An 18,704-nucleotide genomic window follows, 5' to 3' on the forward strand; every position below is an offset into this window, starting at 1 on the left:
GCTCACTCTCGGGCGGCGAGCAGGGCCCTGAGCTGGGCGAGCAGGTCGCTCCTGCTGGTGGCGCCGAGCCGCTGCCGCATCCGGGCCATGTGGTGCTCCACGGTCTTCGCCGAGATGTACAGCTGATCGCCGACCTGCTTGTAGGTCCGCCCGGCGACCACGAGTTCGGCCACCTGCAGTTCCCGCTCGCTGAGCTTGGCGCTGCCCGTGGTGGCGGCGACGGCGTCGCCCGGCGCGGCCGGGCCTGGCCTGCCCTGCAGCATCCGCGCGCTGTCGAGCAGCGCGACCATCGCCTTGCGGTCGGTGGTCCGGATCGCGGCCTGACCCGCGAGCCGCGCGGCGTCCCACCACAGACCCGCGTCGTGCAGGCCACGGGCGGCCGTCTCGACGCGCTCGGCGTCGACATCGCCCGCGATCACGCGCAGCCAGCACTCCGCGGCCGAGGCGACGGCGGCGAAGTACGGTCCCCGGTCCGCTCCGGCGGCCAGCGCGGCGACGTGGTCGCGTGCCTCGTCCTGGCGCTCCGCGATGATCGCCGCGTGCAGCCCGCTCCAGTGCAGCGGTACCGTCCACAGTGGCGGGTCGCCGAGGGCGTGCAGCAGGTCCCACACCTGCCGAAGGCGGTGTCCCAGCCGGTCGCGGTCACCCAGCCGGGCGGCCGCCACCGAGAACTCGCCGAACGGCAGGATCGTGAACAGGTCGGCGGGATGCCGGATCACCGCCTCGCAGGCCTCCCGCCAGATGAGCCGCAGCGCCGCCAGGTCGCTCGCCCGCCGGGCGAGGCCGACCCGCAGCCCCACGGCGAACAGCCAGTCCCGGGGCGCCAGCTCCTCCCCCGCGGCCCGCAGCCGCTCGCCCGCGAGCTCGGCGTCGCCGCGCACCATGGCGATCCACGCCAGCAGCAGCCGGTGCCGCGCGGCGAGCGTGCCGCCGCCGCACTCCGCCGCGATCGCCCGTTCCAGCAGCGACTCGGCGATCCCCAGCTCGCCGCAGTGCAGGCCGACCACGGCGCCGAGCGCGGCCGGACTGTCCGGCAGCAGTGCCGAGCGAGCGACCGGTTCCAGCGTCTCCGCCGCGCTGACCAGCGCGGAGAGCGCGGCTGTCGGGGTGGCCGACACCGAGTCGAGCAGGGCGCGGGCGGTCGCCGACATCGCCCCCGACAGCAGCGTCGGCGGCTCGCCGGAGGCCGGCCGTTCCAGCAGCTGCCGCGCCTCGGCGAGGCGGCCGGTGCCCAGCGACCCGATGGCGGCATACACAGTGGACAGTGTGGTGCCGGACCAGCGGAACAGCTCGGCGCTGCGGGCCAGCTGCCCGCGCAACGCCAGCGCCGTGCCGGCGACCCTGGCTCCACCGGCGCGATCCGGTGCGTCCCCCGCGGCCACCACCTCGTCGGCCAGCCGCAGCGCCGTGTCGAGGTCACCGGCCCTGGCCGCCAGCTCCGCCCATCGCGCGCCGACCGCGCCCGGCGGGCTGCCCGCGTCGACGGCCGCTTCGTACAACCGCGCCGCCAGCGCCGGTTCGGTCGTGGCGACCTCCTCCGCGGCGGCCTCGAACCCCTTCGCGAGCTCCGGCCCGGTGAGTCCGGCGCCCAGCAGCGAGCGGACGACCGGCAGCACGGGACCACTCCGCTCCAGCTGGAGCCGGACCAGCCGGCGAGCCACGCCCTGCCGCCGGTCCGAGGGCACCGCCGCGCGCAGCGCCTTCGCGGCCACGGGCAGCAGCGTGCCGTCGTGCGAGAGCAGGCCCGTCGCGCGTGCCGCGTCCACCAGCTCGGCGACGTCGTCGTGCTCCCGGCCCAGCAGCGCCCCGAGGAGATCCGCGTCGAGTCCGGCCCCCGCGTCCACCGCCAGCAGCACGCGGAGCACGTCGGGTGGCATGCGGTCCAGCTCGGCGCGGAACCCGGTGAGCGCGGCGGCGGGCACCTCGCGGCGCGGTCGCGCGGCGAGCGCGTGCCCCAGCCGGGTCACGAAACCGGGCACCCCGCCGGTCTCGGCGTGCACGAAGTCGGTCAGCCATTCCCGCTCCCGGCCGAGCGCCGACCGGGTCTGTGCCCGGTCGAAGGGGCGGAGGACCACCTGTGCCCGCAGCCTGCCGAGTACGCGGTTGAGCTCCGCGGGCCGGGGCCACGGCCGGGCCGCGATCACCAGACCGGCCCGATCGTCCCCGGCCAGCCGCCGCAGCTCCGCGAGCTGGGCGTCCCCGAGCTCGTGCGCCGCGTCGACCAGCACCAGGTCGGCGGTTCCGGTGCCGTCGGTGCCCTCGCCGAACCAGGCGACCGACCCGCCCGCACGCGTGCGGCTCGCGGCCAGGTGATCGAGCAGCGCGGTCTTGCCGTACCCGCCGGGTGCCACCACGGCGAGGCGAGCGGGCGCGAGCCTGCCCGCCGCCACCGCGGCACACAGTTCGCGGGTCGGCTCGTCCAGCACGAGCTCGGTCTGAGTGGCGATCACGGTGGCTAGCGGTCCTCGTCTCGTTCGTCGTTCGAAGCGGCCCTGCGGGACAGCGAGAACCGCCGCCGCGGCGGCTCCAGCGGCGTGATCTCCACCGGCGGCCGTTCCGGCGGCGGCCCGAGGTCGTCCAGGTCCGCGTCGCCGAACAGGGCGGGCAGCTCGGGCCCCACGGTGACGAGCGAACCCGAGGTCGCCTCCACCGGGGGTGGTGGAGCGGGCTCGGTCCGCGGCCGGGCCGCCCGCGCGGCTCCCCGGCACAGGGCAGTGCCGGGGTCGTCGTCGACCACGACGGGGCACGGCAGGGCCGAGAGCATAGCCCGCGCCAGTTCACCGGCCAGCGGGATGCGGGCGGAGCCGCCGACGAGGACCGCCGCGGCGAGCTGGTCGGCGGGCACTCCCGCCGCGATGCGTTCGAGCCGGCTCACCGCCGCGGTCAGCACGGGCCTCGCCAGGGCCTCGAACTCGGCCCGCGTCACCTGCACGCCCTCGGCCACGACCACCTCGGGCACCAGCGACAGTCGTTCCTTCGCGGCGGCGCACGCGGCCCTGAGCCGGGCCATCGCCGCCGGGTCGGCGGAGTCGGTGCCCGCGCGGTCCAGCACATGCCGCACCAGCAGGTCGTCCAGGTGGGCTCCGGCCTCGTGCTCGGGCGGCTCGTCGTGAGCGAGCAGCTCGAACGCGTACGGGCCACGCCGCAGCACCGCCGTCTCCAGGTGCTCGCCACCGATCCGGCACACCGCGACGACGGACCCGACCGCCATGTCGTGGGTGGCGAGGTGGCTCTCGGCCGCCGGGATGGGGCTCGGCAGCGCGAGGACGCCGGGCAACCCGGCCTCGTCCAGCGCCTGGTGCAGGAGCCCGCGCCGGTACGCGGACCACCCCGGCGGGTGGGTGACGACGATCCGCTCCGCCGCGATGCCCTCCGCCTCGGCGACCCCGTCGGCCACCCAGCCGATCAGTCCCGCGGCCAGCGCCTCGGCGGGATAGGACGTGTCCCCGAGCACGAACGGGACGGGGTCGCCGACCCGGTGCAGGAAGCCGCGGGCGATGCGCTCCGGTTCGGTGGTGGTGTGCCGCAGCGCGGCCTGCCCGGCGAGCAACCCGCCTTCCGGGGAGACGTGCAGGACGGAGTCGACCCACGGCGCACCCGCCTGCAGGGGGACCACCTCGGGATCCGACCACGTCCCGCCCCGCCACCGGCACACCGCGGCCGTCGTGCGCGTGGCGCCGAGATCGATCCCCAGGACGTGGCGCATGCTCGGCGGTTCCTCACGGTCTCTCGGCAACCCGGAAAGGTGACTCCTTTCGTACCAAAGAGGTACACCCGAATGACAGCCCCGAGCCGCGCGCGGCGCCGATCCCCTAATCCCCTAACGCGGCCGGTGCGCCGCGCCGACCCGGGTTGGGGGACGGTCCCGGCGCGATCCCCGATGCCCCGGCCCGCCGCCGCGCCTACCGTTCCTTGCCGGGCGCAGCGCGCCCCGGGGGAAGACTTCATCCACATGAGGAGAATTCGTTGACAATGTCGGAACAGACCCTGCACGACTTCGTGCTCAACCTGCTGAACGACGCGACCGCCCGGTCCGCGTTCGCCGAGGACCCCGCGCAGGCCCTGGCCGGCGCCGGCCTCAGCGACATCACCGCGCAGGATGTGCAGGAGGTGGTTCCGCTGGTCATGGAGTACGCCGACGGCTCGCAGCTGCCGGACGCCGGGTCGCTCGAGTCCGCGCTGGGTGAGCTGCCCGCGGGCGCCGAGGGCCTCGAGGGCGCCATCCAGCAGCTGCAGAGTGTCGCCGGTGCGGCCGGGGAGGGCCGCTCCGACGCCGACACCGGCTCCTTCGGCTTCGCGTCGCACGGCAGCGCCGACGGCTTCGGCGGCACCGGCTCGTACACCAGTGACCTGTTCAGCGCCGCCGGCTCCCTCTCGGGCACCACCGAGAGCGTCTCCGGTGCGGCCACCGCCACCTCGGACGCGGGCGAGTTCTCCGCCGCGGGCACCGGCGGTGCCGACGGCGTGAACGTCGCCAACCACTCCGAGTCGGAGCTCACCGGCGTGTTCTCCAGCGAGGGCGGCGCGAGCCTCGAGAGCACCGGCGGTGCCGCGGGCTGGGACAACGCGCTGTCCAACGGCTCCGGCTCGCTCGACGTGAGCCCGGAGGGCGGTGTCGGCCGCCTCGGCTTCGCCTCCGACCACGGTGAGGGCACCGCGTTCGGTGCCGCGAGCACCGAGGGTGTCGCCGGTGGCGCCGCCGCGGGCGCCGAGGGCCTCGCCTTCGAGGGCAGCGCGGCCGGCTCCGCCGAGACGTTCGCCGCGGGTGGCTCCACCGAGACCCCGTTCGGCACCTACGGCGTCGAGATGAGCGGCGACCCGACCACGCCGTCGATGCCCGAGTTCGACACCACGGGCGACCTCGCGGAGGCCCTCGACTCCGACGCCCTGAACCGGGGCAGCGAGTCGGCGGCGGGCACCATCGCCAGCTTCGTGTCCGACAGCGCGCCGCTCGGCGTTCCGGCCATGCCGTCGCTGCCGACCCCGGACGCCGGCTCGCTGCCGGTCGACGTGCCCGCCGACGTCCCGGCGGACCTCCCGGCCGACGTTCCCGCCGGGTTGCCGAACGTCGGCGACGTGGCGGACGCCCGGTCGCTGCCCACGGAGGCGCCCGCGGACCTGCCCGCGAACGTCCCCGCGGACCTGCCCGCCGACGTGCCCGGTGACCTGCCGGTGGACCTGCCCACGGAGCTGCCGACCGACATCCCGGGCGGCCTGTCGGACCTGCCGGTGGCCAACCCGCTGCCCGCGCCGCAGGACCTGCCGGGCGCGGAGCAGGTCACCGAGGGCCTGCAGAGCAACCCGGTCACCGATGCCGTCGGCTCCAGCCCGCTCGGTGGTCTGAGCGCCCAGGGCCTCGGCCAGCCGAGTGCGGAGGGTGAGGCCTCGCAGGAGTCGTCCGGTTCGTTCGACCTCGGTATGTGATCTCGCTGCGGTAACAGGCCGGGCTCGTGTGAATCACGGGCCCGGCCTTCACTGCGCAGAGTGAACAGGGCACACTGTCGCTCCGATGATGGCTTCGCCCTGGCTCGACGTGCTGGATGACACCATCCGGGCGTGCGCTGCGCACGAGCGCCAGGACCTGGTCGACCGCCTCCGGGTCCGCCGCGCCCAGCTGGTGGAACCGAGGGTGCGCGTGCTCGTCTTCGGCGAGCCGAGCCAGGGCAAGAGCCAGCTCGTCAACGGGTTGCTGAACGCCCCGGTGTGCGCGGTGGGTGACGACCTCACCACCACGGCGCCCGTCGTGATCCGGCACGCGTCCGAACCGGTCGCCACCCTGGTTACGGGTGGTGACGACGAGGCTCGGGCCATCGAGGGGCCCGGCCACCGGCCCGTGCCCATCGAGTCGGCGGCCGCCAGGGCCAACGCCGACGAGACGGTGGTCAGGGCGGAGGTGGGGCTCCCCCGCGAGCTGCTGGCGAAGGGTCTCACGCTGATCGACACACCGCCGGTCGGCGCGCCGACCGCGCGGCACACCCGCAACGCGCTCGCGGCACTCCAGCAGGCGGACGCCGCGCTGCTCGTCAGCGACGCGACGAAGGAACTGTCCAGCTCCGAGCTCGACCTGCTTACGCGGGTCTGCGCGCTCTGCCCGACCGTGGTCGTGGTGCTGACCAAGATCGACATGGTGCCGGGCTGGCGCCGGGTCGCGGAGCGCAACCAGGCCCATCTCGCGCGGGGCGGGCTGCCCGTCACCGTGCTCCCGGTCTCGGCGTCCCTGCGGCTCGCCGCCGCGCGCGCGGGCGACACCGCGTTGAACGAGGAGTCCGGGTTCGGCGCGCTCGTGCAGTACCTGCACCGGGACCTGATCGGGCACGCCGACCTGCTGCGCCGCCGCTCGGTGGCGGCGCTGACGCGGCTGACCGCCGACCAGCTGACGGCACCGCTGCGGGAGCGGCTGGCCGCCGCCAAGGAGACCGACACCGACGAGCTGACCGCACGCTGGCGGGCCGCGGGCCGCAAGCTGGAGGAACTGCAACGGGAGTCCCAGCGCTGGCAGACGCTGCTCTCCGACGAGGTGGCGGACCTGGTGGCCGACCTCGACTTCGACCTGCGCGACCGCACCCGCCGGATCCTGCGCGAGGTGGACGAGTACTTCGAGGTCGCGGACCCGGCGAAGGACTGGGACGAGTTCGCCGAGTGGATGTACGAGAACCTCCGCGCGGTCGCCGAGACGAACTCGAACTGGCTGCTCGACCGCTTCGAATGGATCGCGCGCAAGATCGCCAGGCAGGTCGCGCCGCGGGGGAGCGGATCGCTGCGCGAACGCTGGCTGGAGAGCACGCAGCTGGACGACCACGTCGGGGAGCTGCGCAGGCCGGCCATCGAGCGGTTCGGCGTCGGGCAGAAGCTGTTCGTCGGGATGCGTGGCTCCTACAGCGGCCTGCTGATGTTCGGCCTGGCCACCACGCTGGCCGGGATGTCGCTGATCAACCCGATCTCGATCGGCGCCGGTGCGGCGTTCGGTGCCAAGAGCGTGTTCGAGGAGCGCGGCAACCGGCTCAAGCGCCGCCAGTCCGCCGCGCGCACCGCGGCGCACCGCTACGTCGACGACTTCTTCCTCATCTATGGCAAGGAGAGCAAGGACACCGTGCGGATGATCCACCGTGACCTGCGCGACCGGTGCACGGCGGTGGCGCAGGAGCTGCGGGTGGAGATCACCGAGTCGGCGAAGCGGATCAAGGAGGTCATCGACACCGAGACCGCGCAGCGCACCGCCCGCGTGCGGGAGCTGAGCAAGAGCATCGACGAGCTGACGTCGCTGCGCAGGAGGGCGCAGTCGCTCACCGCGGCAGGCACCGTCCGTGGGCTGACGGCGTGAGCCTGGCAGAGGTCACCTGGTCGTTGCTGAACCGCGCCCTCGAGGCGTACGGGGACAGTCCGCAGGCGACGGCCTGGCTGCGCAGGCACCTCGCCCGCTTCCACGACCCGGTGCGGCTCGCGGTCGTCGGCCCGGCGCGGGCGGGCAAGTCCACGGTGGTGAACGCGCTCGCCGGTGAGCTGGTTGCCGAGCCCGGCGTTCCGGACACCGAACTGTCCTGGTACCAGGTGCGGCAGAGCCGGTCGCGGCAGGAGCTGCTGCTGCTCGACACCCCGCCGGTGGACCGGGACACCGAGTCGCGGGTGGTCGAGGGCATCTGCATGGAGGCCGACGCGGTGCTCTACCTGATGCGGCACCCGCAGGACGCGGACCTGGCGTTCCTGCGCGCCGTGCAGGACCATCCGGTCGCCCGCGCGGCGCCGGTGACCGCGCTGGGTGTGCTGTCCAGGGCCGACGAGCTCGGCGGCGGCCGGGTGGACGCGATCGTCTCCGCGCGGCAGATCGCCCGCAGGCACCGGCGTGAACCCGGGCTTTCCGGGCTGTGCCAGGACGTGCTGCCGGTCGCGGGACTCGCCGCGTGCGCGGGGCGGACCCTGCGGGAGGACGAGTTCGAACTGCTGGCCGCACTGGCCGCGCTGCCGAAGCAGGAGCTCGACCCGCTGCTGCTTTCGGCCGACCGGTTCGCCGCCGACGAGGCACGCGCGGCGCTGCTGGAGCGCTTCGGGCTGTTCGGGGTGCGGCTGGCGACGACGTTGGTCCGCCGCGGTGCGCGGGGGCAGGCCGCGTTGTCGGCGCAGCTGCTGCAGCGGAGCGGACTCGGCGAACTGCGGGACGCGGTCGAGCTGTACTTCACCGACCGCGCGGACGTGCTCAAGGCGCGGTCGGCGCTGATCGGGCTGGAGGTCGTGCTGCGGATGGAACCGCGCCCGGCGGCGGGCCCGCTGCTGGCCGAGCTGGAGCGCACGGTGGCCGGGGCGCACGAGTTCCGCGAGCTGCGGCTGATCGCGGCGCTGCGGACCGGCCGGGTGCGCCTCCCCGAGGAGCTGTCCGAGGAGGCGTTCCGGCTGGTCGGCGGCTACGGCGGGGAGGCGTCGGCCCGGCTCGGCTTCGAGGCCGCCGAGGCCGCGGGGCCCGCGCTGCGGCACGAGGCCGTGGGCGCGCTGCGGCGCTGGCAGGAGTACGCCGGGAACCCGCTGCTGGGTGCGGCGGAGCGCCGCGCGGCCGCGGTGGTCATCCGCAGCTGCGAGGCGCTCGCCACCTCGTGACGGTGCCGGGTCCGGGAGGTCGGGCTCCGGATGCCGGTGCGGGATGGGCTGATCTCGGTGTTCCTGGCCGTGCACGCGGCGAGTAGCGTCGGGAACACGGCACACCTGGAGCGAGGGAGGCGGCATGTCCGAGCCCGCGAGCCCGACCGAGACCGTACGGGCGTTCCTGTCCGCCCTGGAACGACTCGACGTCGACGCGGCCCTGACCTACGCGGCACCCGACATCGTGTACCAGAACGTCCCGCTGCCGCCCGCGCGCGGCATCCGCGCGTTCGAGAAGCAGCTGCGCGCGATGGCGAAGTACGGCTCCGGGTTCGAGGCGAAGCTGCACCACATCGCCGCCGACGGTCAGGTCGTGCTGACCGAGCGCACCGACGTGCTGGCCGCCGGGCGGTGGAACGCCCGGTTCTGGGTCTGCGGCACGTTCGAGGTGCGCGACGGGCGGATCGTGCTGTGGCGGGACTACTTCGACTGGGCCACCGTGCTCGCGTCGAGCGCCAGGGGCGGTGTGCGGGCGCTCGCGGAGACCGTCTCCGGACGACTGCGACGGCGACCCGCGGAAAACCGTTAGTTCGGAGCCTTCCGGCGTTCACTCGTCTGGGTAATGATCTGCGGATCATCCCACGACGAGAGGACAGCGAGTGACCTCGTCACTACGTCGAGCGACCATTGCTGGGGGGACCGCGCTCGCGGCGACCCTCGCGCTGGTGACCGCGCCGGGTGCCGGCGCCGCACCGAGCACCGCGGCCGTCGTCGCCGAGGTCTACGGCGGTGGAGGCAATGCGGGCGCGACCCTGACCAACGACTTCGTGGAGCTCGCCAACGCGGGCGCCACCACGGTGAACCTCGCCGGGCTCAGTGTCCAGTACCTGCCGGGGTCGCCGAGCGCGAGCAGCCGGTGGCAGTCGACGCCGCTCACCGGCGGCGTCGAGCCGGGCGGCCGCTACCTCGTCGCCGAGGGCAGGGGCGCGGCCGGGACGGTGGAGCTGCCCACGCCGGACGCCACGGGCGGCATCGCGATGAGCGCCTCCTCGGGCACCGTCGCACTCGTCACCGGAACCGAGCCGCTCACCTGCCGCACCGTGGCCGGCTGCGCGGCCGAGCCGAGGATCGTGGACCTCGTCGGCTACGGCGGCGCGACGGTCCGGGAAGGCGCACCCGTGCCCGGCGCGAGCAACACCGCGTCGGTGGCCCGCGACGCGCTCACCGACACCGACGACAACGCCGCCGACTTCGCGGCGGGCGAGCCGACGCCGACCAACGCCGCGGGCGACACCACCGGCGGCCCGGAGCCCGAGCCGGTGGCCACGCGCATTTACGAAGTACAGGGCACGACCCGGCTCTCCCCGCTCGACGGCGAGCTGGTGTCCGTGCCCGGCGTCGTGACGGCCCTGCGGACGTTCGGCTCCAGCCGCGGGTTCTGGCTGCAGGACCCCGACCCGGACACCGACCCCCGCACCAGCGAGGCGCTGTTCGTCTACACCGGCTCCACCACCCCGGCCGTGGCGCCCGGCGACACCCTGACGGTGACCGGCACCGTCCAGGAGTACTACCCGGACAACCCCGCGACCTCGGACTTCCAGTCGCTCACCGAGCTGACCGGCGCGCGCTGGACCGTCGAGTCGCGCGGCGGTGCCGTGCCCGAGCCGCTTGCCGTCGGGCCGGACACCGTGCCGGGCACGCTGGCGCCGCAGCCGGGCGGCAACATCGAGGAGCTGCCGCTGCGGCCGGGCACCTACGCGCTCGACTTCTGGGAGTCGCACGAGAGCGAGCTGGTGCAGGTCAGCGACGTCCGGCTGGTCAGCCGCAGCACCGACTACAACGAGCTGTACGTCACGACGAAGCCGGACGAGCACCCCAGCGCCCGTGGCGGCACGCTGTACCTCGGCTACGACCGGCCGAACACCGGCATCCTCAAGATCGAGTCGCTGATCCCGTTCTCCCAGCGTCCGTTCCCGACGGCGAACACCGGCGACGTGCTCACCGGCGTGACGTCCGGTCCGGTGGAGTACGACCGGTTCGGCGGGCACACCCTGCTCGCGAGCGTGCTCGGCGAGGTCAAGGACAACGGCCTCGAGCGGGAGACCACCCGCAAGCAGCGCCGGGGTGAGCTGGCGGTCGCGACCTACAACGTGGAGAACCTCTTCGCCGCCGACGCCCAGGCGAAGTTCGACGCGCTGGCCGAGGGCGTCGTCGAGCACCTCGCCACACCGGACATCGTGACGCTGGAGGAGGTCCAGGACAACAACGGGCCGTCCGGGAACGGCGACGGCGTGGTGGCGGCCGACGAGACCCTGCGCCGGTTCACCGACGCGATCGTCGCCGCGGGCGGTCCGCGGTACGAGTGGCGCCAGATCGACCCTCGGGACCGCACCGACGGCGGCCAGCCGGGCGGCAACATCCGGGTCGGGTTCCTGTTCAACCCGCACCGAGTGTCGTTCGTGGACCGCCCCGGCGGGGACGCGACCACGGCGGTCGAGGTGGAGCGGACGCGGCGCGGTGCGCGGCTGTCGATCTCGCCGGGCCGGGTCGACCCGCTCGACCCGGCGTGGGAGGACAGCCGCAAGCCACTGGCCGGTGAGTTCGTCTTCCGCGGGCGGACGGTGTTCGTGGTGGCCAACCACTTCGCCTCGAAGGGCGGCGACCAGCCGCTGCACGGCCGTTTCCAGCCGCCCACGCGGCATTCCGAGGAGCAGCGGCTGCGGCAGGCACGCGTGCTGCGCGGGTTCGTCGACGAGCTGCTGGCGGCCGACCCCCGCGCGAACGTGGTCGTGGCGGGCGACCTGAACGACTTCCCGTTCTCGCCGACCCTGCGGACGCTGACCGAGGGCGGCGCGCTGGAGGCGCTGATCGACACGCTGCCCGAGAACGAGCGGTACAGCTACGTCTACGAGGGCAACTCGCAGGTGCTGGACCACATCCTGGTGTCGCGGGCGCCGCGGCGGGTCGACTACGACGTGGTGCACATCAACGCCGAGTTCGCCGAGCAGGCCAGCGACCACGACCCCCAAATCGTCCGCTTCATCCCGCGCGGCTGACCCACCGTCCCCCTCGGCGGCGCGGCCAGGGCTGTCGCGCAGTGAAGGCCACCATGATTGCGTTCAACGCACTCAAGGTGGCCTTCACTGCGTCCGCGCTGTCGCGGGGAGGTCAGCGGGCGCGCCAGCCCAGGTTCAGGATCGCCTGCGTCAGCTCGTGGTAGGCCGGGCGCACGTCCTCGGCGTAGCGGTCCAGCAGCTCACCGCGCGCGGACGGCACCGGCTCCGGCGGCTCACCGGCGTCCAGCCAGGACAGCCGCGACACGTTGTCACACGCCATCCGCCACCAGCGGTCCACCCGCTCGGTGACGCGCTGCTCCCGCTCGGCGGCGGCGCTGACCTCGGTGGCGGCCGCCCCGATCGCCACGTCGAGCTCCTCGGCCCGGTGGCGTTCCCAGGCGCGCAGGTCCTCGGCCGCCTTCCGCGCCAGCCCGATGATCTCCTTGTACCGCATCGCGGCGGTCGCGTCGTCAGTCATCGTCGGCCTCCGGCAGGTGGAACGGGATCACGACCTCCGGTGACGAGTGCGTCGTCCGGTCGAAGAACAGGGCCCGGCCCGGTCTCGGCGCCCAGTGCACGACCTGCCCCGCGCACAGCGGGCTCAGCTCGTTGCCCTGGACGTCGAGCGCCGCCCACGCGCCGATGTCGTCGGTGCCGCCGAAGCCGAGCGTGTCCTTCAGCCGGGCGATGCCCCGCCACCAGCCGAGCACGTGCAGGCCCTTCGCGGGACCCTGCTTGAGCAACACCCGCAGGTGGTCGAGCCCGCTCTGCTGGCCGGGCGCCTTCTGCTCCAGCGCGGGCAGCGCGGCGTCGACCCCATAGCACACCAGCATCCGGTGGGTCCGCACATCGGACAGCTCGGCCGCCAGCGTGGCGCACCGGTCGGCGAGGTCACCCGCGTCCAGCAGCTCCGCCTTGTGCCCTGCACCAGCGAGCCGGTCGGTCAGCTCGCGTGCCCTCGGTAGGATCGTCTCGACCGGGCAGCACACGATGAACTCGACGTCCCCCTGCTGGTACTGCCGTGCCAGCGAGCGGGCAGCCGAGTCGAGTATGGACACCGCTTCCCTGGCGCTGGTCCCGAGCACCGCGAGGTTCCGGCCGGGCGCGCCGGACAGCTCGACCCCGCGTGCCGTGTCCGACACGTCGATCGACTGGCCGACGAGCGCGAGTGGCCGTTCCGCCTGGCCCAGCCCGGTGAACGCGGGCGAGGAGTCCAGCTGTGGCGCGTGCGCCCCGTCGAACAGCCGCGGTTCCGACTGTCCCGCGAAGCGCTCCCACAGCTCCCGCTGCAGCGAGGGGAACACCCCCTTCGCACTGGCGTCGGGAATGTGCGCGAGCCGGTTGCCGTGCGCGACCCCGGAGTCGTGGTTGATCACCGCGTGCCAGCGCGGTGCGGCGACGGCGGCCTGGTTGGCCTCGGCCAGCACGCGGCGCGCCTTCGGCATCGCGATGCGCAGCGTGCACTGCTCGAACACGGCAGGCTTGCCCCAGAACGCCTCGATCCCGGCGATGTCCTGGCTCGCGAGGATCAGGTGGATGCCCTGTGAGCGCCCCCGCCGCGCGATGTCCTCCAGCAACGACGTGGCGAGCGCGGTCACGCTGTCCCGGCCCGCGAACAGGTACTGGAACTCGTCGATCACGGCCACGATCCGCGGCCAGTGCCCGGTGGGGTCCTGCTCGCGCAGCTCGGCGAGGTTGGTCACCTCGTGGTCCTTCGCCGCCGCCGAGCGCCTGCGCATCTCGTCGGCGAGGAAGCGCAGCAGCGCCAGCCCGAACTCCCGGTCGGTGTTGACGTTCACCCCGACGAGCCGGGCATGCGGCAGCCAGCTGGCGTCCCTGCGGCCGGGGGCGAGCCCGGCGAACGACACGCCCTCCTTGAAGTCCAGCAGGTACAGCGCCAGCTCGTCCGGTGAGTACCGCGCGCAGAGGCTGCCCAGCAGGGCGTAGAGGAAGTTCGTCTTGCCCGACCCGCTCGGCCCGCCGATCAGCGCGTGCGGCGTGGCGTCGCCGATCACCACCTCCACCGGTTCGCCCTCGTAGAAGCCCACCGGCGCGCGCAGCTCGCGGGCGGACCGTTCCCGGCCGTACTCGGTGGGCAGCAGGTCGGCGAACGACCGGGGACCGCCCTGCTTGGCGACGAGTGCCTCGGCGATCCGCTTGGCCGCGGTGGCGACCTGCCCCGACGGCAGCGGCGGGTCGAGGTCGACGACCAGGTCCGTGCCGGTCATGCTGCTGATGGCGCGCCGCTCGTCGAACAGGCTGATCGTCTCCACGGCGCCGCCGAGCACGGTGGGCACGTCGACCAGGATGAGCGAGATGCCGGCGTCGAGGGCGCTCGCGGCGACGCGTTTGAGATCGCGCAGCTGCTCGGGTGGCAGGTTCTCGCCGTTTCCGTAGAGGACGCCGATGCGCCACGGCTCGGTGCGCCTGCCCGTCGCCAGCCGCATCGCCCGCAGCGAGCTGTACCCGGCCTGCATGGTCTCGGCGTGGATGCGGCGGATGTGCCCGGCGAACTCGTCGAGCAGGTCCACCAGCCGGGTCGGGTCGTGCACGGTGAGCGCGCTCGTGCGGCTCAGCGCGTAGAAGTTCGGCAGCACCGCGGTGAGCTGCCCGACGTCCCACAGGTGGATCTTCACCGCGCCGGGCTCGAACGTGCTGAGCACGCGCATCAGGAGGTTCTCGACGAGCGCGTCGACGGTGTCCCTGGTCTTCGGCGCCGACGTGATCGACAGGTGCGACTCGTCGAGCAGCGGCACGGCGACGTCGAAGGTCAGCTCCGTGCCCGGTGTCCGGCCGGCCGCCGAGCCGTCCACTGTGGAGGATCCGATCCGCCACAGCTCGGGCGGGCGGAGGCCCTCGTGGGTGCCGACCCGCCCGAGCCAGTCGCCGGGTGGGCGCCCTGCCGGGCCGGGCGCGCTCGCGGCGACGAGCTCCCGCAGCCTGCTCGGTCCGTCGGCCCACTCGCCGTAGAACTGGTCGCGGACCCTGCCGAGCCAGGTCGGCACCTCGGCCATGGCCGGGTCCCGCAGCCGCTCGGCGACCTGCGGGTCCTGGCCTGCCCGTTCGATCCCGGCCCGCACCATCAGCTGTTCGAGTTCCAGCTTGGCGAGGTTGGTCTCGGCGGCGGCGCGGGCGTTGCGCGCCGCGCCGAGGGCCAGCCCCAGCCGGTACCGCAGCTGGTCGAGCGCGGACACCACGCGCCCGCGCCGTTCGGCGGCCTTGCGTCGCATGGTCGCTACAGCCTCGACTGGTAGCGCTCGAGCAGGTCCCCGATGCCGGTGAGCCGCCCGTGGTGGCCGTCGATCTGGTCGAGAGCCTGCGCGAGCTGCGGCGGCAACCACGGCTGGGCCTGTGCCTGCGAATCGACGAGCGCGCGCCGGGACTCCTCGAGCAGTGACTTCGCCCGGTCGGTGTGGGCACGCGCGTCGGCGACCCCGGAGTGCACCGCGGTCAGGAGCTGGCGCAGCGCGTCGAGTGACATGGCTTCCCTACAGCCGTGCCGAGTAGGCGTCGGCGGACGAGATACAGGCCTGGATGGTGCTCTGCGTTCCGTTGATGCCCTGCAGCGCTTCGGCGAGGAGGCCGTGCGCCTGGTTGACCTCCTCCTGGGTGCTGCCCGAGGTCGCCTGGGCCAGTGTCTGCTGGGCCTCCTCGAGCGACTGGGCGGCTTGCTGGAGAGCGGCGATACTGGCGGACGCCTTCTCGTTCGCGAGGGCGATTCCCGCGCGGATCTCTTCCACTCCGGGCATGGGGCGGACTCCTTGATGAGGCCGGGACGTCTCGGTGACACTCTACGTGATCGAGCGACTCCGGACAGCTTCCAGGTGGGCGAACATGCGGTTACTTCCCGCACCCGCTACGACAGAACGCCGGACCTGGGGTGGTCCGGCGTTCAGCCGTTCGAAGTGCGTGGTCCGCGGATCCGTGCTCCGGGAAGCCCGTTCCACGTGACGGCTGGAAACCCTAGCGGAAGGCTCCCGCCGCGCCGTCCGGAGCCCCGGAACCGTTGGAGCGCCGGGAAACTCCCTGGTCGAGGAAGGACCGGAGATGGGGCGTGAGCACGTCCCAGGCGACGTCGTGGCGTTGCCCGTCGAGCACGGTGTGCCGGGCCGACGGCAGCAGGTCCAGCAGCGCCGCGGCGGCGGCCGGTGCCCACGCGCCGGTCTCGGAGCCGGTGAGGACCAGCGTGGGCACCTCGACCCCGGCCAGCTCCGCCGGTGGCCTGCCGTCGGCCAGTACCGCGGCGTCGTAGGCGAGCGTGGGGGCGACCGCCTCCAGCGCGGTCCAGCCCGGTGACCGGCGCAGCTGTGCCAGCATCTCCCCGGGCATCCCGACCGAGCGCAGGAACAGGGCCACCGCGTCGCCTCGCCTGCCCTCGGCCAGGCAGGCGGCCAGGTCGGCGCGATACGCGCGAGCCCGCTCGGGCGCCTCCGCGTCGAGCTGGAACGGCGGTTCCCAGAGCACCAGCCGGGTGATGGGCAGTCCGGCGGCGGCCGCGCGCAACGCGAGCACGGCGCCGGACGAGTTGCCGAACACGGCCGCGGAGCCGCCCGCCTCGCCGAGGACGGCCGCGAGGTCCTCGATCTCCCGGTCCACGGAGTAGGGCGAGGTGTCCCCGCTGTCGCCGCGGCCGCGCCGGTCGTAGTTGAGCACCGTGTGGCCGTCCGCGAGCAGCCCGGCCAGCGCGTCGTGTACGCCCCTGGTGCAGGACGCGCCGCTCACCAGGACGATCGGGGTGCCCGATCCCAGCAGGTCGAACGCGATGGTGGTGCCGTCGGCCGATCGTGTCGTGTGCATGAGGTCGCCTTTCTGTGCTGAGCTTCGCCCTCCCTACGAACGGGGACCCGTCCACCGGACAGCGCCTCACGGGGAGATCTCGGCGAGGCGGCGGCGCAGGTAGCGGCGTTCCGGCCCGGTCGGGGCGAGCGCCAGGGCAGCCCGGTAGGCCTCCGCCGCCTCGGGCAGCCGCCCCAGGCGGCGCAGCAGGTCGGCGCGCGCGGCGGGCAGCAGGTGGTACTCGCGCAGGGCGGCGGAGAGGTCGTCCATGAGGGCGAGGCCCCGGTCCGGATCGGACATCCCGACGGCGACGGCGCGGTTCAGCCGCACCACCGCGGACGGCGCCATCGCTTCCAGGCGGCCGTAGAGGGCCGCGATCTCGGGCCACGGTGTCGCCGCGAAGGAGGGTGCGGTGGCGTGGCAGGCGGCGATCGCGGCCTGCAGCTGGTAGGGCCCTGCCCGGCCGCGGCGGAGCGCGTCCTCGAGCACGGTGACGGCGGCACGGATCCGCTCGTGGTCCCACCGGCAGCGGTCCTGCTCCTCGAGCGGGACGAGTTCGCCCGCGGCCAGCCGGGCCGGGCGCCGGGCGTCGTGCAACTCCATCAGGGCGAGCAGCCCCGCGGCTTCCGGTTCTCGGGGCAGGAGGCGGACCAGCAGCCCGCCCAGCCAGAGTGCCTCGTCCGAGAGCCGTTCCCGGACGAGGTCGTCGCCGCCGCTGGCCGAGTACCCCTCGTTGAACAGCAGGTACACCACGCCCAGCACCGCGGTGAGCCGGCCGGGCAACTCCTCCGAGCCCGGGACGCGGAACGGAAGGTCCTCGGCGCGGATCCTGGCCTTGGCCCGGGTGAGCCGCCTCGTCATCGCGCCCTCGGACACGAGAAAGGCGCGGGCGATCTCGGCGGTGCTCAGCCCGGCCACCGCCCGCAGGGTGAGCGCGACCCTGGCTTCGAACGGCAGAACCGGGTGACAACACGTGAACACCAGCCGCAGCAGGTCGTCACCGATCCCGTCCGGCTCCGGCGGATCGGCCGGCCCGGCGGCCGCGATCTCGGCCAGCTTGGCGGTGCCGATGCCGTCGCGCCGCAGGCGGTCGATCGCCCTGTTCCGCGCGGTGGTGGTCAGCCACGCGGCAGGCTTCGGTGGTGTGCCTTCGGTCGGCCAGCGCCGGAGCGCCTGCGTGAAGGCGTCCTGTGCGCACTCCTCGGCCAGGTCCCAGTCGCCGGCCAGCCGGACGAGTGTGGCGACGATCCGGCCCCATTCCTGCCGGAACAGCGCGGTGACCGTCGCGTCGACGCTCAAGGTCGCAGTGCCCGCACTTCGATGGTCCCGTAGCGGGCGACCGGATGGGTCTGGGCGGCTTCGACCGCCTCGTCGCGTGAGGCGCACTCGATGAGGCTGAACCCGGCCACGACCTCCTTGGTCTCGGCGAACGGACCGTCGCCGAGCAGCACCTCGCCGTCGCGCACGCGGACGGTGGTGGCGTCGGCCGGTGCCTCGAGGCCGCCGGTCAGCAGCACCGCGTCACCGCGCGCCGCCGCCCACGCCTTGCAGTCGGGCAGGAAGTCGGGGTCGGCCAGCATCGCCTCGTAGGCCTGGGTGTCCCCGCAGATGAGCAGAAGGAACTTCACCCCACGAAGCCTAGGCCGCCGGGCGTGGTCCGGAGACGGTCCGGGCAGACCGGGACCACCCCCGGCTGCCCGGCATGCCCGCGGACGGCGGTGTGCTGCCGTGGTCCGGGTCGGCGCCGGTCAGTCCTCCTGACCGACCAGGTCGGCGTAGCGCCGCAGGTACAGCGGCCAGCCGCCCTCGCCGCCGACGCCGTCGCCGACGCTCTGCCAGCCCGTGCCGTGCCGGTCGAGGTTGCGGTGTTCCAGTTCCACGCGGGTGCGCCCGCCGGTCTCGGCGACGAAACGCACCTCGACCTCACTCGTCTTGTCCGGGTCGGACTCGATCTGCCAGCGAGGGTTGATGTCCCAGCTGAACACGACCCGGGTCGGCGGTTCGTAGGCGAGGATGCGCGCCCAGCGGCACACACTGCCGTCGACGGCGCGGTCGTAGATGTGGCCACCGACTCTGGGTTCGAGGACCGTCTCGGCCAGCTCGGCGCCGAGCAGGTTGTGCTCCCGCGGCTTGAAGTCCCCGAACCGCTCGGTGAACAGCGCGAACGCGCGCTCGATGGTCGTCTCCACGACGACCTGTGTCCGCACCGTCGTGTTCTGGGCCTGGGTCGTCATCGTCTCTCCTTTTCGGATCTGCTCGACGGCCCGCTGACCGGGGCTCCGCGGCGAGTGCGTGCACCGGAGA

15 protein-coding genes are annotated in these 18,704 nt (G+C 73.9%); 5 read left to right on the plus strand and 10 right to left on the minus strand.

Features of this window, described 5'->3' with window-relative positions:
- Nucleotides 1-2 precede the first annotated feature (2 nt).
- Both B0I33_RS24980 and B0I33_RS24985 read right to left on the minus strand, forming a co-directional pair.
- The gene (locus B0I33_RS24980) at nucleotides 3-2,450 is read right to left on the minus strand and encodes a LuxR C-terminal-related transcriptional regulator (RefSeq protein ID WP_106181319.1); all 2,448 of its coding nucleotides are present in this window, start codon (nucleotides 2,448-2,450) and stop codon (nucleotides 3-5) included.
- Between the two features lie 5 nt (nucleotides 2,451-2,455).
- Complete coding sequence (locus B0I33_RS24985; RefSeq protein WP_106181320.1) at nucleotides 2,456-3,706, minus strand: Hsp70 family protein; 1,251 nt, start codon at nucleotides 3,704-3,706, stop codon at nucleotides 2,456-2,458.
- Between the two features lie 266 nt (nucleotides 3,707-3,972).
- On the opposite strand from B0I33_RS24985, the gene B0I33_RS30755 reads away from it, so the two are divergent.
- From B0I33_RS30755 to B0I33_RS25010, 5 genes are all read left to right on the plus strand, one after another.
- A complete protein-coding gene (locus B0I33_RS30755; protein ID WP_106181321.1) occupies nucleotides 3,973-5,424 on the plus strand; it encodes an IniB N-terminal domain-containing protein in 1,452 nt (483 codons plus the stop codon).
- Between the two features lie 85 nt (nucleotides 5,425-5,509).
- Complete coding sequence (locus B0I33_RS24995) at nucleotides 5,510-7,321, plus strand: dynamin family protein (protein WP_106181322.1); 1,812 nt, start codon at nucleotides 5,510-5,512, stop codon at nucleotides 7,319-7,321.
- Nucleotides 7,318-8,586 (plus strand): GTPase, encoded by a 1,269-nt coding sequence (locus B0I33_RS25000; protein WP_106181323.1) that lies wholly within the window; start codon nucleotides 7,318-7,320, stop codon nucleotides 8,584-8,586. Before B0I33_RS24995 ends, B0I33_RS25000 begins: the two co-directional genes overlap by 4 nt.
- 124 nt (nucleotides 8,587-8,710) lie before the next feature.
- Entirely contained in the window at nucleotides 8,711-9,157 is a 447-nt protein-coding gene (locus B0I33_RS25005; protein WP_106181324.1) for a limonene-1,2-epoxide hydrolase family protein, read from the plus strand.
- 136 nt (nucleotides 9,158-9,293) lie between these two features.
- Nucleotides 9,294-11,624 carry an endonuclease/exonuclease/phosphatase family protein gene (locus tag B0I33_RS25010; protein WP_342750087.1) on the plus strand — a complete coding sequence of 777 codons (2,331 nt, stop codon included), beginning with the start codon at nucleotides 9,294-9,296 and terminating at the stop codon, nucleotides 11,622-11,624.
- A gap of 112 nt (nucleotides 11,625-11,736) precedes the next feature.
- On the opposite strand, the gene B0I33_RS25015 is transcribed toward B0I33_RS25010, so the two are convergent.
- From B0I33_RS25015 to B0I33_RS25050, 8 genes are all read right to left on the minus strand, one after another.
- Nucleotides 11,737-12,102, minus strand: a complete 366-nt coding sequence (locus B0I33_RS25015) for a hypothetical protein (RefSeq protein WP_106181325.1) — start codon at nucleotides 12,100-12,102, stop codon at nucleotides 11,737-11,739.
- On the minus strand, nucleotides 12,095-14,854 hold the full coding sequence (locus B0I33_RS25020) for an FtsK/SpoIIIE domain-containing protein (protein ID WP_106181326.1): 2,760 nt from the start codon (nucleotides 14,852-14,854) through the stop codon (nucleotides 12,095-12,097). Before B0I33_RS25020 ends, B0I33_RS25015 begins: the two co-directional genes overlap by 8 nt.
- A 5-nt stretch (nucleotides 14,855-14,859) precedes the next feature.
- Nucleotides 14,860-15,105 (minus strand): hypothetical protein, encoded by a 246-nt coding sequence (locus B0I33_RS25025; RefSeq protein WP_106181327.1) that lies wholly within the window; start codon nucleotides 15,103-15,105, stop codon nucleotides 14,860-14,862.
- A 7-nt stretch (nucleotides 15,106-15,112) separates the two neighbouring features.
- Nucleotides 15,113-15,373, minus strand: coding sequence for a hypothetical protein (locus B0I33_RS25030; protein ID WP_106181328.1), 261 nt, complete (start codon nucleotides 15,371-15,373; stop codon nucleotides 15,113-15,115).
- 214 nt (nucleotides 15,374-15,587) lie between these two features.
- The gene (locus tag B0I33_RS25035; RefSeq protein ID WP_106181329.1) at nucleotides 15,588-16,421 is read right to left on the minus strand and encodes an alpha/beta fold hydrolase; all 834 of its coding nucleotides are present in this window, start codon (nucleotides 16,419-16,421) and stop codon (nucleotides 15,588-15,590) included.
- Nucleotides 16,422-16,487: 66 nt separating this feature from the next.
- Entirely contained in the window at nucleotides 16,488-17,699 is a 1,212-nt protein-coding gene (locus tag B0I33_RS25040) for an RNA polymerase sigma factor (RefSeq protein ID WP_106181330.1), read from the minus strand.
- Entirely contained in the window at nucleotides 17,696-18,028 is a 333-nt protein-coding gene (locus B0I33_RS25045; protein WP_245901041.1) for a YciI family protein, read from the minus strand. The genes B0I33_RS25040 and B0I33_RS25045 overlap by 4 nt, the downstream gene beginning before the upstream one ends.
- A 120-nt stretch (nucleotides 18,029-18,148) precedes the next feature.
- Complete coding sequence (locus B0I33_RS25050; RefSeq protein ID WP_106181331.1) at nucleotides 18,149-18,634, minus strand: SRPBCC family protein; 486 nt, start codon at nucleotides 18,632-18,634, stop codon at nucleotides 18,149-18,151.
- Nucleotides 18,635-18,704 lie beyond the last annotated feature (70 nt).

The sequence above is a fragment of the Prauserella shujinwangii genome (assembly GCF_003001955.1).
Lineage (GTDB): Bacteria > Actinomycetota > Actinomycetes > Mycobacteriales > Pseudonocardiaceae > Qaidamihabitans > Qaidamihabitans shujinwangii.